This window comes from Pseudomonas kilonensis (genome assembly GCF_001269885.1).
Lineage (GTDB): Bacteria > Pseudomonadota > Gammaproteobacteria > Pseudomonadales > Pseudomonadaceae > Aquipseudomonas > Aquipseudomonas kilonensis.
This window is the reverse complement of record NZ_LHVH01000027.1, coordinates 92,823-109,344: the sequence shown is the minus strand read 5'-3', so window position 1 is coordinate 109,344 and position 16,522 is coordinate 92,823. Positions and strand designations below refer to the sequence as shown.

Annotated in this window: 18 protein-coding genes; 6 read left to right on the top strand and 12 right to left on the bottom strand. The window is 61.2% G+C overall.

Going from position 1 to position 16,522, the window contains the following annotated elements; all coding sequences use genetic code 11:
* Positions 1-26: 26 nt before the first annotated feature.
* Positions 27-542 (bottom strand): 2-oxo-4-hydroxy-4-carboxy-5-ureidoimidazoline decarboxylase, encoded by a 516-nt coding sequence (gene uraD, locus AD662_RS21065; protein WP_053189673.1) that lies wholly within the window; start codon positions 540-542, stop codon positions 27-29.
* Entirely contained in the window at positions 539-1,465 is a 927-nt protein-coding gene (gene puuE, locus AD662_RS21060) for an allantoinase PuuE (protein WP_018612501.1), read from the bottom strand. The genes uraD and puuE overlap by 4 nt, the downstream gene beginning before the upstream one ends.
* Positions 1,466-1,878: 413 nt before the next feature.
* On the opposite strand from puuE, the gene uraH reads away from it, so the two are divergent.
* Entirely contained in the window at positions 1,879-2,232 is a 354-nt protein-coding gene (uraH, locus tag AD662_RS21055; RefSeq protein ID WP_053182329.1) for a hydroxyisourate hydrolase, read from the top strand.
* 202 nt (positions 2,233-2,434) lie between these two features.
* Here uraH and AD662_RS21050 read toward each other — a convergent pair whose 3' ends face one another.
* The 3 genes from AD662_RS21050 to AD662_RS21040 form a co-directional block, all read right to left on the bottom strand.
* Positions 2,435-3,061 (bottom strand): LysE family translocator, encoded by a 627-nt coding sequence (locus tag AD662_RS21050; RefSeq protein ID WP_018612505.1) that lies wholly within the window; start codon positions 3,059-3,061, stop codon positions 2,435-2,437.
* A gap of 62 nt (positions 3,062-3,123) precedes the next feature.
* Positions 3,124-4,473: an NCS2 family permease gene (locus AD662_RS21045; RefSeq protein ID WP_024618509.1), complete on the bottom strand. Its 1,350-nt coding sequence runs from the start codon at positions 4,471-4,473 to the stop codon at positions 3,124-3,126.
* Between the two features lie 373 nt (positions 4,474-4,846).
* Positions 4,847-5,293, bottom strand: coding sequence for a MarR family winged helix-turn-helix transcriptional regulator (locus AD662_RS21040; protein ID WP_018612509.1), 447 nt, complete (start codon positions 5,291-5,293; stop codon positions 4,847-4,849).
* A gap of 80 nt (positions 5,294-5,373) precedes the next feature.
* Between AD662_RS21040 and AD662_RS21035 the strand changes: the two genes are divergently transcribed.
* Positions 5,374-6,540 carry an aminotransferase-like domain-containing protein gene (locus tag AD662_RS21035; protein ID WP_053189672.1) on the top strand — a complete coding sequence of 389 codons (1,167 nt, stop codon included), beginning with the start codon at positions 5,374-5,376 and terminating at the stop codon, positions 6,538-6,540.
* 144 nt (positions 6,541-6,684) lie between these two features.
* Here AD662_RS21035 and AD662_RS21030 read toward each other — a convergent pair whose 3' ends face one another.
* From AD662_RS21030 to AD662_RS21010, 5 genes are all read right to left on the bottom strand, one after another.
* Positions 6,685-7,056, bottom strand: a complete 372-nt coding sequence (locus tag AD662_RS21030) for a glutathione S-transferase N-terminal domain-containing protein (RefSeq protein WP_053182476.1) — start codon at positions 7,054-7,056, stop codon at positions 6,685-6,687.
* A 104-nt stretch (positions 7,057-7,160) separates the two neighbouring features.
* Complete coding sequence (folE, locus tag AD662_RS21025; RefSeq protein WP_003204506.1) at positions 7,161-7,706, bottom strand: GTP cyclohydrolase I FolE; 546 nt, start codon at positions 7,704-7,706, stop codon at positions 7,161-7,163.
* 77 nt (positions 7,707-7,783) lie between these two features.
* Positions 7,784-8,341, bottom strand: a complete 558-nt coding sequence (locus AD662_RS21020) for a Smr/MutS family protein (protein ID WP_003204497.1) — start codon at positions 8,339-8,341, stop codon at positions 7,784-7,786.
* A 73-nt stretch (positions 8,342-8,414) separates the two neighbouring features.
* The gene (locus AD662_RS21015) at positions 8,415-8,735 is read right to left on the bottom strand and encodes a hypothetical protein (protein ID WP_014339620.1); all 321 of its coding nucleotides are present in this window, start codon (positions 8,733-8,735) and stop codon (positions 8,415-8,417) included.
* A 130-nt stretch (positions 8,736-8,865) separates the two neighbouring features.
* Positions 8,866-9,456, bottom strand: coding sequence for a cysteine hydrolase family protein (locus AD662_RS21010; RefSeq protein ID WP_018612516.1), 591 nt, complete (start codon positions 9,454-9,456; stop codon positions 8,866-8,868).
* Between the two features lie 254 nt (positions 9,457-9,710).
* On the opposite strand from AD662_RS21010, the gene prmB reads away from it, so the two are divergent.
* Positions 9,711-10,619, top strand: coding sequence for a 50S ribosomal protein L3 N(5)-glutamine methyltransferase (gene prmB, locus AD662_RS21005; RefSeq protein WP_053189671.1), 909 nt, complete (start codon positions 9,711-9,713; stop codon positions 10,617-10,619).
* A gap of 212 nt (positions 10,620-10,831) precedes the next feature.
* On the opposite strand, the gene AD662_RS21000 is transcribed toward prmB, so the two are convergent.
* Positions 10,832-11,620, bottom strand: a complete 789-nt coding sequence (locus AD662_RS21000) for a hypothetical protein (RefSeq protein WP_053189670.1) — start codon at positions 11,618-11,620, stop codon at positions 10,832-10,834.
* 109 nt (positions 11,621-11,729) lie between these two features.
* Entirely contained in the window at positions 11,730-12,695 is a 966-nt protein-coding gene (locus AD662_RS20995; protein WP_053189669.1) for an alpha/beta hydrolase, read from the bottom strand.
* A gap of 142 nt (positions 12,696-12,837) precedes the next feature.
* Here AD662_RS20995 and aroC point away from each other — a divergent pair, with 142 nt between their 5' ends.
* From aroC to AD662_RS20980, 3 genes are read left to right on the top strand one after another with little or no spacing between them, the layout of a single operon-like run.
* Complete coding sequence (gene aroC / locus AD662_RS20990) at positions 12,838-13,929, top strand: chorismate synthase (protein WP_024618518.1); 1,092 nt, start codon at positions 12,838-12,840, stop codon at positions 13,927-13,929.
* Positions 13,930-13,963: 34 nt separating this feature from the next.
* On the top strand, positions 13,964-15,109 hold the full coding sequence (locus AD662_RS20985; protein ID WP_018612526.1) for an MFS transporter: 1,146 nt from the start codon (positions 13,964-13,966) through the stop codon (positions 15,107-15,109).
* A gap of 34 nt (positions 15,110-15,143) precedes the next feature.
* Positions 15,144-15,677, top strand: a complete 534-nt coding sequence (locus tag AD662_RS20980; protein ID WP_053182315.1) for an acireductone dioxygenase — start codon at positions 15,144-15,146, stop codon at positions 15,675-15,677.
* Positions 15,678-16,522 lie beyond the last annotated feature (845 nt).

Genomic DNA, 16,522 nt, shown 5'->3' with positions numbered 1-16,522 from the left:
AGGACCTGGGGTAGCAGGGCTGCTCGCTAAAGGGTCAGTAATCGGAACAACGCGATCTTGTTGATCTCTGCCAGCGCGCATTTGAATTCGGTGTCTACCGAGTGATGGATGCGCGTTTCGAACGCCGAGAGGATCTGATGCCGGTTGCTGCCTTTTACCGCCATGATGAAGGGAAACTTGAACTTGGCCTTGTAGGCGTCGTTCAGCTCGGTGAAGCGCTGAAACTCATCGCTCGAGCATTGGTGAATACCGGCGCCGGCCTGTTCGTTCGTGCTGGCTTCGGTCAGGTGGCCCTGGACGGCGGCTTTACCGGCCAGGTCCGGGTGAGCGTTGATCAGTGCCAGTTGGCTGGCGTGATCGGCACTCAACAGGATGTCGCTCATGCGCTGGTGCAGGGTCTCGATCTCGTCGATCGAGGGATCCCGGCCCAGGTCAAAGGCCTTTTCGGCGACCCATGGCGAATGTTCGTAGATATCAGCGAAGGCTTTGACGAACGCTTCGCGGCTCAAGGTCGAGGGCTTGAGGGTTTGGAAGGCGGTCATTTCGAAGCCTCCGGATACGGATGGGTTTGCTGCCAGTGGCGAGCGATGTCGACGCGACGGCTGAACCAGACGTGTTCATGGCCCTTGGCATATTCAAGGAAGCGCTTGAGTGAGGCCAGGCGGGCAGGGCGGCCGATCAACCGGCAGTGCAGCCCAATGGAGAGCATCTTCGGCGCCTCGGCGCCTTCGGCATACAGCACGTCGAAGGCGTCCTTGAGGTATTGGAAGAAATCGTCGCCCTTGTTGAAACCCTGCACTTGGGTGAAGCGCATGTCGTTGGTGTCGAGGGTGTAGGGGATCACCAGGTGCGGCTTGCCGTTGGGTGTGTTCGGTTCCCAGTAGGGCAGGTCGTCGTCGTAGGTGTCGCTGTCATAGAGAAAACCGCCTTCCTCCATGACCAGCCTGCGGGTATTGGGGCCGGTGCGACCGGTGTACCAACCCAGCGGACGCTCGCCAGTGATTTCGGTGAGGATGCGGATCGCTTCGAGCATGTGCTCGCGCTCCTGGGCCTCATCCATGTATTGGTAGTCGATCCAGCGATAGCCGTGGCTGCAGATTTCGTGACCAGCGGCAACCATGGCGCGGATCACGTCCGGATGGCGCTGGGCGGCCATGGCCACGGCGAAAATGGTCAGCGGGATATCGAATTCCTTGAACAACTTGAGGACCCGCCAGACCCCGGCGCGGCTGCCATACTCGTACAGCGATTCCATGCTCATGTTGCGCTCGCCCTGCAGCGGTTGCGCCGCGACCATCTCCGAGAGGAACGCCTCGGCTTCCTTGTCGCCATGCAGGATGTTGCGCTCGCCGCCTTCTTCGTAATTGAGCACGAAGGACAGGGCGATGCGGGCATTGCCCGGCCACTGGGGATGGGGAGGGTTACTGCCGTAACCGATCAGGTCGCGTGGGTAGTCAGCGCTCACTGCAGTTTTCCTTCTTGTTCGAACCATGTGGGTGGCGCCCTGGCGATGGATCATAGGCTGGCGTCACGACGATGGAGTGATTGTATACAACTTTATGTGCGATTTGTAAGCCTGATTTTTTGCATTTTTCACCGCTGTCCCCGGTTTGTCTACACTGCAAGAAACCTGCCCATCTGGTCAATTAATGGCTGGAAGAATGGCGTATCCGTTGGTGTGGCTTAAGATTGGGCAGAAGCCTTTGTCGGAACGCGCGTGGACTAAATATCTGTTTTTTATTGTGTACAATTTTCTTTTAAAATGTCTTAATTCGTTCATTGCCGTGGCGTTTCGTGCTCCGAAACGGTGCGGCCTGTCTTTCAACTGATTCAGGAGGCGTCGGGCCGGACTGCACAGCAGCGAGGCGCGCACAATCAATGGGACGTTTGACTACTCACGTTTTGGATGCTGCACACGGCTGCCCGGGCAGCTCGATCAAGGTCGAGTTGTACCGTGTGGAAGGTTCGCAACTGCAGCTGGTCGCCAGCGCGCTGACCAACAGCGACGGTCGCTGCGACGCACCGCTGCTGCAAGGGGATGACTACCGTTCGGGCGTCTATCAGATTCAATTCCATGCCGGCGATTACTACCGCGCCCGTGGTGTCCAGTTGTCCGACCCGGCGTTCCTGGATGTGGTGGTGCTGCGCTTCGGCATTTCGGCCGAGCAGGATCATTACCACGTGCCCCTGCTGATTTCACCTTACGCCTATTCCACCTATCGAGGCAGCTGACCCCAAGCGGCTGCCTTGTCCTGGAAGCGACTGCGCATGGCGCTTCTTTGGTTTTTTGCCCGCTCACACTGCGGGCTTTTTTTTGTCCATGAAAATAGGGTGTCTGGGAGGGTGCCTTCGCGAGCAAGCCCGCTCCCACACTGGATTTTTGTCGTTCACAAAAACCTGTGGGAGCGGGCTTGCTCGCGAAGCTTTTGCTTTTTTAGCGGCTCAACAAGGACGCCGCCCCCGCACCGCCAAACAACCCGGCACTGATCCGGTTGAACCAACCCTGGCCGTTACCCGTACGCAGATACCGCGCCGCACCGTGGGCGCCGAAGCCGTAGGCCAGCTTGCACAGCAGGTCGAGTACGGTCCAGGTGGCGATCATGATCAGCAGTTGTGGCAGGAACGCTTGTTCGGCGCTCAAGAATTGCGGCAGGAAAGCGGCGAAGAACAGGATGTCTTTCGGGTTGCTGGCGCCCAACACGAACGCCCGGCCAAAGAGGGCGCGAAAGCGCGGGACGGCGGCGGCCTGAGGCACCTCGGCGCCTTGGGACGGTTGGCGTGATTGCTGCCAGCTCTGCCAGGCCAGGTAAAACAGGTACAGGGCACCGACAATTTTCAGGGCACTGAACAACTGCTCCGACGCCATCAACAACGCACCGAGCCCCAGCGCCGAGGCGCTCAGCAGGCAGATCGACGCGATCACCCCACCCAGGAATGCCGGATACGAGCGGCGCAGGCCGTAGTTCAGGCTATTGCCGATCATCAACAACGACAACGGGCCGGGGATGAGGATCACCACCAAGGCGGCACCGCTGAACAACAGCCAGGTTTCCAGATTCATTGCTTTGCTCCTGATGTACAAAAGCCTCACCCAAGGGGTGAGGCGGGTGGATATGTTGTCGCTTACAAGAAGATGAACTTGGCGATGAAGATCGCGCAGAGCACCCACAGGCTGACGGAGATTTCCTTGTGTTTACCGGTGCCGGCCTTGAGCACCACATAGGTGATGAAACCCAGGGCGATACCGTCGGCGACCGAGAACGTCAGGGGCATCATGATGGCCGTGACAATGGCCGGGATGCTGTCGGTCGCCTCGTCCCATTCGATGTGGGCCATGCCGCCCATCATCAGCATGGCAACGTAGATCAAGGCCCCGGCCGTGGCGTAGGCCGGGATCATCCCGGCCAGCGGTGCGAAGAACATGGCGGCAATAAATAGCACACCGACGGTCACGGCGGTAAGCCCCGTCCGGCCACCTGCCGCCACACCAGCGGCGCTTTCCACGTAGCTGGTCACCGGCGGCACGCCGACCATGGCGCCAAATACGCTGGAGGCACTGTCGGCTTTCAAGGCGCGGGACAGGTTCTCGATCTTGCCATCGGCTTTCACCAGGCCAGCGCGCTGGGCAACGCCCATCAGGGTGCCGGCGGTGTCGAACATGTGCACGAACAGGAAGGCCAGCACCACGCTGATCATGCTGACGTTGAACACACCGGCCACGTCCATCGCCATCCAGGTCGGGGCGAGGCTCGGAGGGGTCGACATGACGCCGTTGTACTGCACCAACCCCAGGCCCCAACCGGCCAGGGTCACGGCGATGATACTGATCAGGATCGCGCCGAACACGCGGTGATAACTGAGCACGGCGATCATCAGGAAGCACACCGCGGCCAGCAGCGGCCCGGGCTCACGCAACGAGCCGAGCTTGATCAGGGTGGCGGGGCTGTCGACGATGATCCCGGCGGTTTTCAGGCCGATCAGCCCGAGGAACAACCCGACCCCCGCGCCCATGGCGAATCGCAGGCTTACCGGAATGCTGTTGAGCAGCCACTCACGGACTCGTGACAGGGTCAGGACCATGAACAGCACACCGGAGATAAACACCGCGCCCAATGCGGTTTCCCAGTTGTAGCCCATGGTGCCGACCACGGTGTAGGTGAAAAAGGCGTTCAAGCCCATGCCTGGCGCCAGGCCCACTGGCCAGTTGGCGTACAGGCCCATCAGCAGGCAACCCAGGGCCGCGGCGATGCAGGTGGCGACGAATGCGGCGCCGTGATCGATGCCGGCGTCGGCCATGATGTTGGGGTTGACGAAGATGATGTAGGCCATGGTGATGAAGGTCGTCAGGCCGGCAATCAGCTCGGTCTTCACCGTGGTGCCGTGCAAGCTGAGTTTGAAGAGGCGTTCCAGCCAGCCACTGCGTAGTGGCGGCGAGAGGTCCAGCGTCTGGGCTTCGGGTTTGCGGCTTTCCACAGCGAGTACTCCTCAAGAGTCTTATTGTTATTTCCAGCACCGCACACGCCCTGGGGGTGGCTGCGATGCGCTGAGGCAGGTAAGGCTGGCGAAGTATGTTGACCTGTTGGTCAGGAACTCGCACGAAGCGAATTATGCTTTTGTATACAAATAAAGCAAATAATGTTTTCTATGTTGTCGACGAAATGTCGGGCGATAGGGGTATATCGACCTTGAGGGCGCTATCGCGAGCAAGCTTTGCTCCCACGGCGGGCGTCCACACCCTCTGTGGGAACAGTTTTGCTTCCAGCAGGTGTCCGCTGAGACCCTCTGTGGGAGCAAGGCTTGCCCGCGATGGCGATAGACCGGGCAATACACAGCTTGCAGAGGAAACTCAGTCGACAGCCACCTGACCCTTCCCCAGTGCCAGGTTCACCGCCAGCCACCCATCCACCGCCGCTTCCCCGGCCTCGGCAAACACCCGCTCCAGCAATTTCACCTGCTCACGCCGCAACGCCTGCTCGAAGCGTTCGCCCTCGGCTGTCAGTTCCAGCAGCCGCTTGCGCTTGTCGGTCTCGGACGCGACGCTGTTCACCAGGTGCATTTCCATCAGTTGCCGCAACGGCATGTTCAGCGCCTGCTTGCTCACCCCGAGCAATGCCAGCAACTCCTTCACGCTCAATGACGGGTAGCGGGCGATGAAAAAAACGATGCGCTGGTGCACCCGGCTCAACCCGCGGCGCTCGAGCATTTCATCGGCCTTGGCGGTGAACGCCTGGTAACCGAAGAAAAACGCTTCCATGGCCATCTGTTGGGAAGTCGGGTTTTTAAGGTCAAGCATATTGACGTATCCAGAGAAGGCGGAGTAATTTCGGTCAACCAGTTTGACTCATTCCTCCAGCGACCCGCTACAGGTGACCCATGGCTTTTTCCGAACGTGTCTCGCGCCTCAACAGTTCTTTGATTCGAGAAATCCTCGCGGCGGCGCAGCGCCCTGAAGTGATGTCGTTCGCCGGCGGCCTGCCGGCCGAAGCCATGCTGCCGAAAGTGGAATGGGCGGCCATGCCGTTGTCCATGGGCCAGTACGGCATGAGCGAAGGCGAGCCCGCCCTGCGCGAAGCCCTGGCGGCCCAGGCGCGGGCGCTGGGTGTGGCCTGTGAGGCGAGTCAGGTGCTGGTGGTCAGCGGCTCCCAACAAACCCTCGACCTGGCGGCCAAGCTGCACATCGACGTCGGCACGCAAGTGATGCTTGAAGCGCCGACGTATCTGGCGGCACTGCAGATTTTCCAGCTGTTCGGCGCCGACTGCATCACCGTGCCCCTGGAGGCCGACGGCCCTGACCTGAAACAGCTGCGGGCCCGGCTGGAGCAGCATCGGCCTGCGTTCATCTACCTGATTCCGACGTTCCAGAACCCCTCGGCGGTGCGCTACAGCGAGGCCAAGCGCGATGCGGTGGCGGCGCTGTTGGACGAGTTTGGCGTGACCCTGATCGAGGACGAACCCTACCGCGAGCTGACGTTCGATGGCGGCAGTGCCACGCCGATTGTCAGTCGCTTGAGGAAGGCCAGCTGGATCTACACCGGTACCGTGTCGAAAACCCTGTTGCCGGGGCTACGGGTGGGCTACCTGATCGCCAGCCCGGATTTGTTCCCGCACCTGCTGCGACTCAAGCAGTCGGCGGATTTGCACACTAATCGCATCGGTCAGTGGCAGGCGCTGCAATGGATCGGCACCGAGCAGTACCGCAGCCATTTGAGTGAGTTGAGGGATTTCTATCGGGACCGTCGCGATCGGTTCCAGGCGGCGTTGCAAAAGCATTTCTCTGATATCGCGGACTGGAACGTGCCCCAGGGCGGGTTGTTTTTCTGGCTGACCCTCAGGCAGCCGCTGGACACCCGCACCTTGCTCGCCGCCGCGCTGGCGGCCGACGTTGCGTTCATGCCGGGGGAGCCGTTCTTTCCGGAGCCGGACCAGCATCCGGGGCACTTGCGCTTGAACTTCAGCCACATCGACCCGGCGCGGCTGGATGAAGGGCTCAAGCGGTTGGCGGGGGTGGTGCGGGAGGCGTTGGCTGCAAAAGCAGCCTGACTTATGTGGTGACTGGACTGGCCCCATCGCGAGCAAGCTTTGCTCCCACAGGGACAGTGGTGAATACAAATCCAGTGTTCACCAAGGCCCCTTGTGGGAGCAAAGCTTGCTCGCGATGAGGCCAGTCGCCACACCAGAAAACTATCAGGCTGCAGAGAACCGCTTATCCAGATACTCAATGATCACCTTGGACTCATACATCCAGGTGGTCTCGCCATTCTCTTCAATCCGCAGGCACGGCACTTTGATCCGGCCGCCTTGCTCCAGCAGCGTCTGGCGATCCTGCTCATTGTTTTTCGCATCGCGCAGAGCCACCGGCACATTGAGGCGGCGCAGGGTGCGGCGGGTCTTCACGCAGAACGGGCAGGCGTGGAACTGATACAGCGTCAGGCTGCGAGCGGCCTGCTCGACCTGCGCCTGGGCCTCGGCCGGGCGCTTTTGCTTGCCCGGGCGGGTGATGAAGTCGATGAAGATGATGAGCTGGCCCAAGCCAACTCGAAGCGCTTTGACGATCACGGTATTAAGCCTCGCGGCAGGGAAGAAGAGGGCGCGCAGCTTACCTGATTTTTCACAGGCGAAAAAAAACCGGCGATCAATGCCGGTTTTCTTCGTGCGACGGATTACTTGATGAGGCTGAGGAATTCACTGCGAGTGGCGGCGTTTTCCCGGAACTCGCCGAGCATCACCGAGGTGATCATCGAGGAATTCTGCTTTTCCACGCCGCGCATCATCATGCACATGTGCTTGGCCTCGATCACCACCGCCACGCCCAGGGCGCCGGTCACTTGCTGGACCGCATCGGCGATCTGGCGGCTGAGGTTTTCCTGGATCTGCAGGCGACGCGCATACATGTCGACGATGCGCGCGACTTTCGACAGCCCCAGCACCTTGCCGCTCGGGATGTAGGCCACGTGAGCCTTGCCGATGAAAGGCAGCAGGTGATGTTCGCACAACGAGTACAACTCGATGTCCTTGACCAGCACCATCTCGCTGTTGTCGGAGCTGAACAAGGCACCGTTGGTGACTTCTTCCAGGGTCTGTTCATAACCGCGGCAGAGGTACTGCATGGCCTTGGCAGCGCGCTTGGGCGTGTCGAGCAGGCCCTCGCGGGAAACGTCCTCGCCCAGTTGGCCGAGAATCGCGGTGTAATTCTGTTCCAGAGACATGAAACTACCTGTGGGATTTTACGCAAAGGGCAAGGGTACGGTGGCGGACACGGCGCTGCAAGCTCGGCAAGCGAGGGCTATTCGTCGCGGCCTTCCATCATGGTGCGCTTGAGCATCACGTAGACCGCCCCGGCGCCGCCGTGTTTTGCCTGGCAGGAGGTGAAGCCCAGCACTTGCGGGTGCTGGCGCAGCCAGGTGTTGACGTGGCTCTTGATCATCGGCCGCTTGCCGTCCAGGCGCACGGCTTTGCCATGGGTGACGCGCACGCAGCGGATTTCGAACTTGGTGGCTTCGGCCAGGAATGCCCACAGGGTTTCCCGGGCCTTTTCGACGCTCATGCCGTGCAGGTCGAGGCTGCCTTCGAAGGGGATCTGGCCGACCTTCAGCTTGCGCATCTGGCTTTCCTGGACACCGTCGCGTGCCCACATCAACTCGTCTTCCGGCCCGACGTCGATCACGAACTGATCGGACAAGCCATCCACGGTCGTGGCGTCGGTACGCACGGTGGCGGCCTGGCGCAGCTTGGCGATTTGCGCGCGATCGGCCTTGGGCTTGCCGGTCTCGGCGCGGTCGTGCTTGATCGGTTTTACGCCCTGGATCGCACTTTTGAACAGGGAAAAGTCATCGTCTTGCATGTCAGCCTCCGCGAAGCCGGCCAGTTTACCCAACTCTGGCGGGATCAGGCGCGACAAAACGTCGGATGGTGGGTCAGTCGTGCTTTTTCATCAGGTGCGGAGCCATGGCCAGCTCCAGGGATTGGCGGGCACGACGGCGGCAGCGGCGCCAGAGCCAGACGCCCAGCAACAACACGAAAAGACCGACTGCCAGGATGATCGCCGAACCCATTGGTGTGGCATTCAACTCACCCAGTGCGGGCGGGCGGCCCAGCAGGCTGGCGGCACCGGCCATGGCCAGCAGTACACCGAGTGTTGCCAATAGCGCAGCGATCGCCGCGCCAAAACGAAACCGCCAGTTGCTCGGGCCCTTGGGCCGCAAGCGACGTGCGTCAAAACCATCGGATAACTTCATTCCGACCTTCCTCAATGGGTATCGGCCCTTCGACCGGAAGATGTTCGGGTTGTTCCTGATACTCCGGTAATTGCGGCAAATGAGAGGCTTTTGCGGATGAGCGGCGTCACGGGCCGCTCATCGAAGGACATCAGATGAAGTCACGGGTCAACGCCAGGGTGGCGAAGTTGTCCGCCATGATCGCCATTTCGGTCTGCTGAACGTGTTCGGCACTGAGGACGCCGCCCTTGTACGGCAGGTCGCGCGTGGCGCAGGCGTCTTCCACCAGGGTGCAGCGAAAGCCCAGGTTCTTGGCGGCGCGCACGGTGGTGCTGACGCTGGAATGGCTCATGAACCCGCACACGATCAGGTCCAGGGGGCCGAAGTCTTCCAGGCGCTTTTTCAGTTCGGTGCCGTGGAACGCGCTGGGCAGCAGCTTTTCGACCACGGTTTCGTCGCCCTGGGGTTCGAGGCCGGGAATGAACTCCCCGCGCTCGCCTTGCGGATCGAACAGCCCGCCATGGGTGCCCAGGTGGCGCACATGCACGATCGGCCGAGCGGCTGCACGGGCCGCACCGAGCAATTGCTTGATGTTCGCGACGGCTGCATCCATGCCGCTCAGGGCCAGGGGGCCTGCGAGGTATTCTTTCTGGGCATCGATGATGATCAGGGTCGCTTGACTCAGATTGGCCGCTGCATAACCACGGCCGCTGAGTTGAAACATCGTTTTTGGAACGGACATTCTGGGGCTCCTTCGAGTGGGGCTTTTGCGACATTGTCCTCTGGCTGAGCGGTTCTGTGAATCGCTTCCATCGCAAGGGCCGCCGTTGCTGGCCTACAGCCTTGTCAAGATGCTCGTCTTGTTCAATAGGCGGATCAAAAAACGGATAATTCCTACGATTGGTCCGGGGTTTTTCGTTCGTCATCGGGGCGTGTTTGGGTGGGGCCGCGTTTGGCTGGTAGACTCGCCCGTCGATTTTTCTGGAGTTTGCCGCCGTGATCACTTCCCGTCTCCGTACCCTGCGCGACCATATCCGTTGGGCCGTCAGCCGTTTCCATGGGGAGGATCTGTTTTTCGGCCATGGCACCGACAATGCGTGGGATGAAGCCCGGCAACTGGTGCTGGGCGCATTGCACCTGCCATGGGAAATTGCCGACAGCTACCTGGACTGCCGCCTTGAAGACGAAGAGCTGGTTCATGTGCAGCGCCTGCTGCGTCGGCGTATCACAGAGCGGGTGCCAACCGCCTATTTGTTGGGCGAGGCCTGGTTCTGTGGGATGTCGTTCATCGTCGACGAACGAGTGCTCATTCCGCGCTCGCCCATCGGCGAGCTGATCGAAAAGCGTTTCGAGCCTTGGTTGGGCCAGGAACCCGCGCGGATTCTTGATCTGTGCACCGGTTCCGGCTGCATCGGCATTGCCTGTGCCTATGAGTTCCCGGAGGCCGAGGTGGTGCTGGCCGACCTGTCGTTCGAAGCGCTGGAAGTGGCCAACCAGAACATTGAGCGCCATGGCGTCGATGAGCGCGTGTTCACGGTCCAGGGCGATGGCTTCGAAGGTCTGCCGGGGCAACGTTTCGATTTGATCGTGTCGAACCCGCCCTACGTCGATGCGGAAGATTTCGCCGACATGCCACAGGAATACCTGCACGAGCCGGAACTGGGCCTGGCCTGTGGCGATGACGGCTTGAACCTGGTGCGCCGGATGCTGGCCGAGGCGGCCGAACATCTGACCGAGAAGGGATTGTTGATTGTCGAGGTGGGCAACAGCCAGGTGCACGTCGAGGCGCTGTACCCGGAAGTCGATTTCGCCTGGCTCGACTTCGAACGCGGCGGCCATGGCGTGTTCATGCTCAGCGCCGAACAGTGCCGTCAGCACCAGGGGTTGTTTGCTTCGCGGGTTTGATCGCTGCGACCATTTTTGTGGCGAGGGAGCTTGCTCCCGCTGGGCCTGTAGGAGCTGTGTAGGAGCTGTCGAGTGAAACGAGGCTGCGATCTTTCCCCTAACACTTGAGTCTCAAGTGAAAGATCAAGATCAAGATCAAAAGATCGCAGGCTTCGCCAGCTCCTACACCGCTATCGCGAGCAAGCTCGCTCCCACAGGGTTACTCGCACTGTTCAGTGCCGCGTCGCAATCCAGATCAGCAACCCCGCCTGGAACATGGCGAAGGCCACCAGGCAGGTGATGGTGAAGCGCAAGCCAGTGTCTTCGCGCTTGAACTTGTTGACCTTCTCTTCCTGCTGCTTGAGTTTGACTTCCTGTTCCGCCAGGTTCTGCTCGGCTTGTTGCAGCATCTGCGCCGCTTCAAGGATTTCCACGAACTGCAGCTTCTCGGTGTTCCAGTCCCCCAGCAGATCGCCAACGTGGGTTGGCTTGACGCTGCCCTTGAGGTGCTGGGCGTCGGCGTAGACCACCTCAAAGCCTTGGGCCTTGAGAAAACGGTCGCGGCGCAGGCGAGTGTCTTCGTTCAGGGCGTCCTTGTTATCCAGGTCGGTGCCGTCTACCCGGTAGGCCGACCAGCGTTTCTTGGCCCAGGTAATGCCCTGGGCCGCGAGGAAACGGCCGATGCCACGGTTAAACGGCTCGACTTGCAGGTTGTCCGGGGAAAAAAACAAGCGTTTCTCGACGTGGTCGGCCCAGACGTCCAAGTGATTCTGTTCCTTGCGCACGCGCTGGTTCGGCAACAGGATGCTCATGCGCAGCAGGCTGCGTTCCTTGCTGTGGCGCTCGGCATAGCTGAACTCGACAAACCGCAATGGCCGCGCACCGGTGGCGCGGTCGGTCTTGAGCGGCGCGAGCCGGAGCATTTTGTGATGCTCGGCATGCACGTCGGCCCACGGCAGCTCCACCGCAGGCGAGGCGGGGGCTTCGGCGGCGGTGTCGGGGGAAGCTTGAGTTTCAGTCATAACGGCAAAATCCTGTCCTGGCCGGCTGGTCGGCAGCTGTAGCGCTGCCCGACACCGGGCTATCGGCCGTTTTTGCCAGGACTGGAGGGCCAGTTGCCACTAAAACCGCTCAACGGGTGGCTAACGAGCCTATAAAACGCAGAATTCGCGCACCGAGCTCGGCCGCCAGGGGCAGGTTGGGATCCTTGTAGGAGGCCAGTTGCCGTTTCACGTCGTTGGGCACGATGCGCATCACGTGATTCATGCCCTCTATCAGCGCCAATTCAGCGTCGGGCTTGGCGGCTTTCAGCTGCCTGGCGTCATCGACGCTGACCTGGATATCGTTGCTGCCCTGGATAATCAAGGCCGGCATCTTCAACGCCGCGAAGGCCCGGGCCGGGTCCTGGCGGAACAACGAGATCAGGTAGGGCTGTACGCTGGGGCGGAAAATGACCTGCAGTTGTGCCGGCACGTTGTCGTCGAGTCGACCGGTCTTGAGGCTGTCGAGCAGTTCGTTGCTGCGCAACATCAGCGGCGGTGGCAGGCGGTTGCTCAGTTGTTGGCGCAGCACCTGGTCGATCGGCCGGGCACTGCCAGACAGCGAAATCACCGCCGCTGCATTGGCCTGGGGCGCGGCGAGGCTGGCGATCAACGCGCCTTCACTGTGGCCCAGCAGGATCAACGGGCCCAGGCGCGGATCGGCGGCGAGCTTGCGGCTCCAGGCCACGGCATCGGCCACATAGGCCTCGACGCTCAGGTTGCGCTCGTCCGGTGTCGCCGCGAGGCTGGCGGCCACGCCGCGTTTGTCATAGCGCACGCTGGCGATGTTGTGTTTGGCCAGGATCCAGGCCAGGCGCTTGAGGCTGTCGTTGCGCCCGCCCTCGGGGTTGTTGCCGTCGCGATCCGTAGGACCTGACCCGGAAATGATCAGGACAACCGGCACCGGTGTGTCGGACTTGGGCAGTAGCAACGAGCCGAAAAGCTCACCACTGCCGGTGTCGAGGCTGATCGGGCGTTGCAGCACCGTGGCCTGGGCCAGGCTGCAAAACAGGCCGGTGAACAAGGTAAGGCTTAAGGCAAGCAGCTTTAACATCATCACGCCATTAGTTGCGAAGGTGCCGGTTGGACTGGTGGCCGCCGATAAGGTTCGAGGATGAACTACGCGGGGAGCCTGCGTATACTGGCGCGCATTACGAATCCAAGGTTGAGTCTCTCAGCGATTTCACGGAGCACCCTGCATGTCCGGCAATACCTACGGCAAGCTGTTCACTGTCACCACCGCGGGCGAAAGCCATGGCCCGGCGTTGGTCGCCATTGTCGACGGCTGCCCGCCGGGCCTGGAGATTTCCCTGGACGACCTGCAACGTGACCTGGACCGGCGCAAGCCCGGCACCAGCCGCCACACCACCCAGCGCCAGGAAGCCGATGAAGTCGAAATCCTCTCCGGCGTGTTCGAAGGGCGCACCACCGGCTGCGCCATCGGCCTGTTGATTCGCAACACCGACCAGAAGTCCAAGGACTACTCGGCCATCAAGGACCTGTTCCGCCCGGCCCACGCCGACTACACCTACCACCACAAATACGGTGAGCGCGACTACCGTGGCGGCGGTCGCAGCTCGGCGCGGGAAACCGCCATGCGTGTGGCAGCCGGGGCGATTGCCAAGAAGTACCTGGCCAGTCAGGGCATCGTCATCCGTGGCTACATGAGCCAGTTGGGCCCCATCGAAATCCCGTTCAAGACCTGGGAGTCGGTGGAGCAGAACGCCTTCTTCTGCCCCGACCCGGACAAGGTGCCGGAACTCGAGGCCTACATGGACCAACTGCGCCGGGACCAGGATTCGGTCGGCGCGAAGATCACCGTGGTCGCCGAAGGGGTGATGCCGGGCCTTGGCGAGCCGATCTTCGACCGCCTCGACGCCGAGCTGGCCCACGCGCTGATGAGCATCAACGCGGTGAAAGGCGTGGAGATCGGCGCCGGTTTCGCCTGTGTCGCCCAGCGCGGCACCGAGCACCGTGACGAACTGACCCCGCAAGGTTTCCTGAGCAACAATGCCGGCGGCATCCTCGGCGGCATCTCCTCGGGCCAGCCGATCGTGGCGCACCTGGCCTTGAAGCCGACGTCCAGCATCACCACGCCGGGCCGCTCCATCGACATCCATGGCAACCCGGTGGACGTCATCACCAAGGGCCGTCATGACCCGTGCGTCGGCATCCGTGCCACGCCCATCGCCGAGGCGATGATGGCGATCGTGCTGATGGATCACCTGCTGCGTCATCGCGGCCAGAACGCCGACGTTCGCGTCAGCACCCCGGTGCTGGGGCAGCTTTGATGGTTGGCCTGCCGACCGCCGTGGCCTGACGGCCGTGGCGGCACTGCCGTACTGGCGGCTCTCCAGTTTCTATCTGTTCTATTTCGCGCTGCTCGGTTCGACGGCGCCGTTCCTGGCGCTGTATTTCGATCACCTGGGGTTCAACGCGGCGCGCATCGGCGAGCTGGTGGCGATTCCCATGCTGATGCGCTGCGTGGCGCCGAACATCTGGGGCTGGCTGGGGGATTACACCGGCCGGCGCCTGGCGATCGTGCGTTTCGGCGCGATCTGCACGCTGCTGGCCTTCTCGCTGATCTTCATCGATAAAAGCTACGCCTGGCTGGCGATGGTCATGGCGCTGCATGCGTTCTTCTGGCACGCGGTGTTGCCGCAGTTCGAAGTCATTACCCTGGCCCATCTGGGTGGGCAGGCCTCGCGCTACAGCCAGATCCGTCTATGGGGTTCCATCGGTTTCATCATCACCGTGGTGGTGCTCGGCCGCTTGTTCGAATGGCTGAGCCTGGACATCTACCCGGTGGCGCTGGTGTTGATCATGGCCGGCATCGTGCTCGCCAGCTTCTGGGTGCCCAACGCCCAGCCACTGCAGGGGCCGCGCATTTCGGGGGAGGGCTTCCTGCGGCAACTGCGCAACCCTGGCGTGCTGGCGTTCTATACCTGTGTGGGCCTGATGCAGGTGAGCCACGGGCCGTATTACACCTTCCTGACCTTGCACCTCGAACACCTGGGCTACAGTCGCGGGTTGATCGGCCTGCTCTGGGCCCTTGGCGTGGTGGCGGAAGTTTTGGTCTTCCTGCTGATGAGCCGGATCCTGACGCGGTTTTCCGTGCGCCGGGTGCTGCTGGCGAGCTTCCTGCTGGCGGCGTTGCGCTGGTTGTTGTTGGGTTCGCTGGCCGAGTTTCTCTGGGTATTGTTGTTCGCCCAGGTGCTGCATGCGGCGACCTTCGGCAGCTTTCACGCCGCTGCCATCCATTTCGTGCAACGCAGCTTCGGGCCTCGCCAGCAAGGTCAGGGGCAGGCGCTGTATGCGGCGCTGGCCGGCACGGGCGGGGCCTTGGGCGCGTTGTATTCCGGCTATAGCTGGAACACCTTGGGTGCCAGTTGGACGTTCAGTCTCGCCAGCCTCGCGGCTTTCGCGGCAGCCGTTATCATTGCCACACGTATGCAAGAGGACCGGCCATGAGCCTTCGAACCGTTAATTTTCTGGAGCCATTGTCATGAGCAGCCTGTCCGTCTATCACGTCTCGAGCCCTGATATTCCGAACAAGGTGTTGACCCACTTTGAGGACATTGCCGCGACCCTGGCTGAACAAGGTATTCACTTTGCCCGTTGGGAAGCGGCGGTGAAAATCCAGCCGGGTGCCAGTGAGGAAGAGATCATTGCGGCTTACCAGGCTCAGATCGATGGGTTGATGACTGAGCGCGGTTATGTGGCGGTCGATGTCGTCAGTGTCAGCAGTGATCAGCCGGAACAGGCTGGGGAGCTCGATGAGTATCGCCATAGTCAGGATGAAGTGCGATTTTTCGTTGCTGGTCGTGGCTTGTTTAACCTGCACGTTGGGGATTATGTCTATGCGGTGCTGTGTGAAAGGAGCGACTTGATAACGGTGCCTGCTGGTATGCCGCATTGGTTTGACAGGGGGGAGCGGCCGCATTTCGTTACGATTCGTTTGTCTGGTGATTTGCAGGGGGTGGTTGCTGAGGTTACGGGGGATGATATTGCTCGGCGGTTTCCTCGTTTGGAGGATTGACCTGCGTTCTTAGGGGGGGTGTATATCCGTTATTTCGGTAACGGCGGCTTATGGTTCCGCCCTGACGGCGGGTCACTTTTGGAAGAGCGCCAAAAGTAACCAAAAGCGCTTTGCCCCACCACTCGGTGCCTCGCTTAGGCTCGGCATGCCCTCACTCCGGCATTGCTCCGTGGGCCCGCCGCGAAGGGCCATCCATGGCCCAGCGCGGCTAACCCGGCATCCATGCCGGGTTGCCCACTGCGCAATGCCTGCGTTCGGCCAGCGTGGTTTAACGGGGCGCCCAGATCAAGATCCAAAGCAAGAGCAAGAGCAAGAGCAAGAGCAAGAGCAAGAGCAAGAGCAGGGCACAGGCCGGCATCTATGTGGCTGGGCCACCGCTATCGCGAGCAAGCTCACTCCCACAATGGGGCTGCGGTGAACACAAGACTCATGAACACCCAAATCCCCTGTGGGAGCAAAGCTTGCTCGCGATGAGGCCAGCAAACCCAACATCCATGTGACTGAGCCACCGCCATCGCGAGCAAGCTTTGCTCCCACAGATCTAACGTGTGTACGACCGGGAGAGCCAGGTCGGCTGTTAGGCCGCCTCGCGGTGGACGTTGATCTCGGCGCCCCGTTAACCACGCTGGCCGAACGCAGGCATTGTGGAGTGAGGGCACACCGAGCCTAGGCGAGGTGCCGAGTGGTGGGGCAGGAGCGTTTTGCTTACTTTTGCGCTTCTCAAAAGTGAGCCGCTGTAAGAGCGGAACCGTCAGCAGCCGTTACCGAAGAAACGGATATACACACCCCAAAAGAAGGCGCAAAAAAAAACGGCGCTTCCCATTTCTGAAAGAAGCGCCGTTTTT

Excerpts from the sequence above, each read along its gene's own strand:
- AD662_RS21000 (WP_053189670.1), bottom strand. The coding sequence starts at position 11,620 with ATGACTGAAACTCAAGCTTCCCCCGACACCGCCGCCGAAGCCCCCGCC.
- folE (WP_003204506.1), bottom strand. The coding sequence starts at position 7,706 with ATGTCTCTGGAACAGAATTACACCGCGATTCTCGGCCAACTGGGCGAG.
- uraH (WP_053182329.1), top strand. The coding sequence starts at position 1,879 with ATGGGACGTTTGACTACTCACGTTTTGGATGCTGCACACGGCTGCCCG.
- AD662_RS21020 (WP_003204497.1), bottom strand. The coding sequence starts at position 8,341 with ATGCAAGACGATGACTTTTCCCTGTTCAAAAGTGCGATCCAGGGCGTA.
- AD662_RS21050 (WP_018612505.1), bottom strand. The coding sequence starts at position 3,061 with ATGAATCTGGAAACCTGGCTGTTGTTCAGCGGTGCCGCCTTGGTGGTG.
- AD662_RS21010 (WP_018612516.1), bottom strand. The coding sequence starts at position 9,456 with ATGTCCGTTCCAAAAACGATGTTTCAACTCAGCGGCCGTGGTTATGCA.
- AD662_RS21015 (WP_014339620.1), bottom strand. The coding sequence starts at position 8,735 with ATGAAGTTATCCGATGGTTTTGACGCACGTCGCTTGCGGCCCAAGGGC.
- aroC (WP_024618518.1), top strand. The coding sequence starts at position 12,838 with ATGTCCGGCAATACCTACGGCAAGCTGTTCACTGTCACCACCGCGGGC.
- uraD (WP_053189673.1), bottom strand. The coding sequence starts at position 542 with ATGACCGCCTTCCAAACCCTCAAGCCCTCGACCTTGAGCCGCGAAGCG.
- AD662_RS21040 (WP_018612509.1), bottom strand. The coding sequence starts at position 5,293 with ATGCTTGACCTTAAAAACCCGACTTCCCAACAGATGGCCATGGAAGCG.
- AD662_RS20980 (WP_053182315.1), top strand. The coding sequence starts at position 15,144 with ATGAGCAGCCTGTCCGTCTATCACGTCTCGAGCCCTGATATTCCGAAC.
- AD662_RS20995 (WP_053189669.1), bottom strand. The coding sequence starts at position 12,695 with ATGATGTTAAAGCTGCTTGCCTTAAGCCTTACCTTGTTCACCGGCCTG.
- AD662_RS21035 (WP_053189672.1), top strand. The coding sequence starts at position 5,374 with ATGGCTTTTTCCGAACGTGTCTCGCGCCTCAACAGTTCTTTGATTCGA.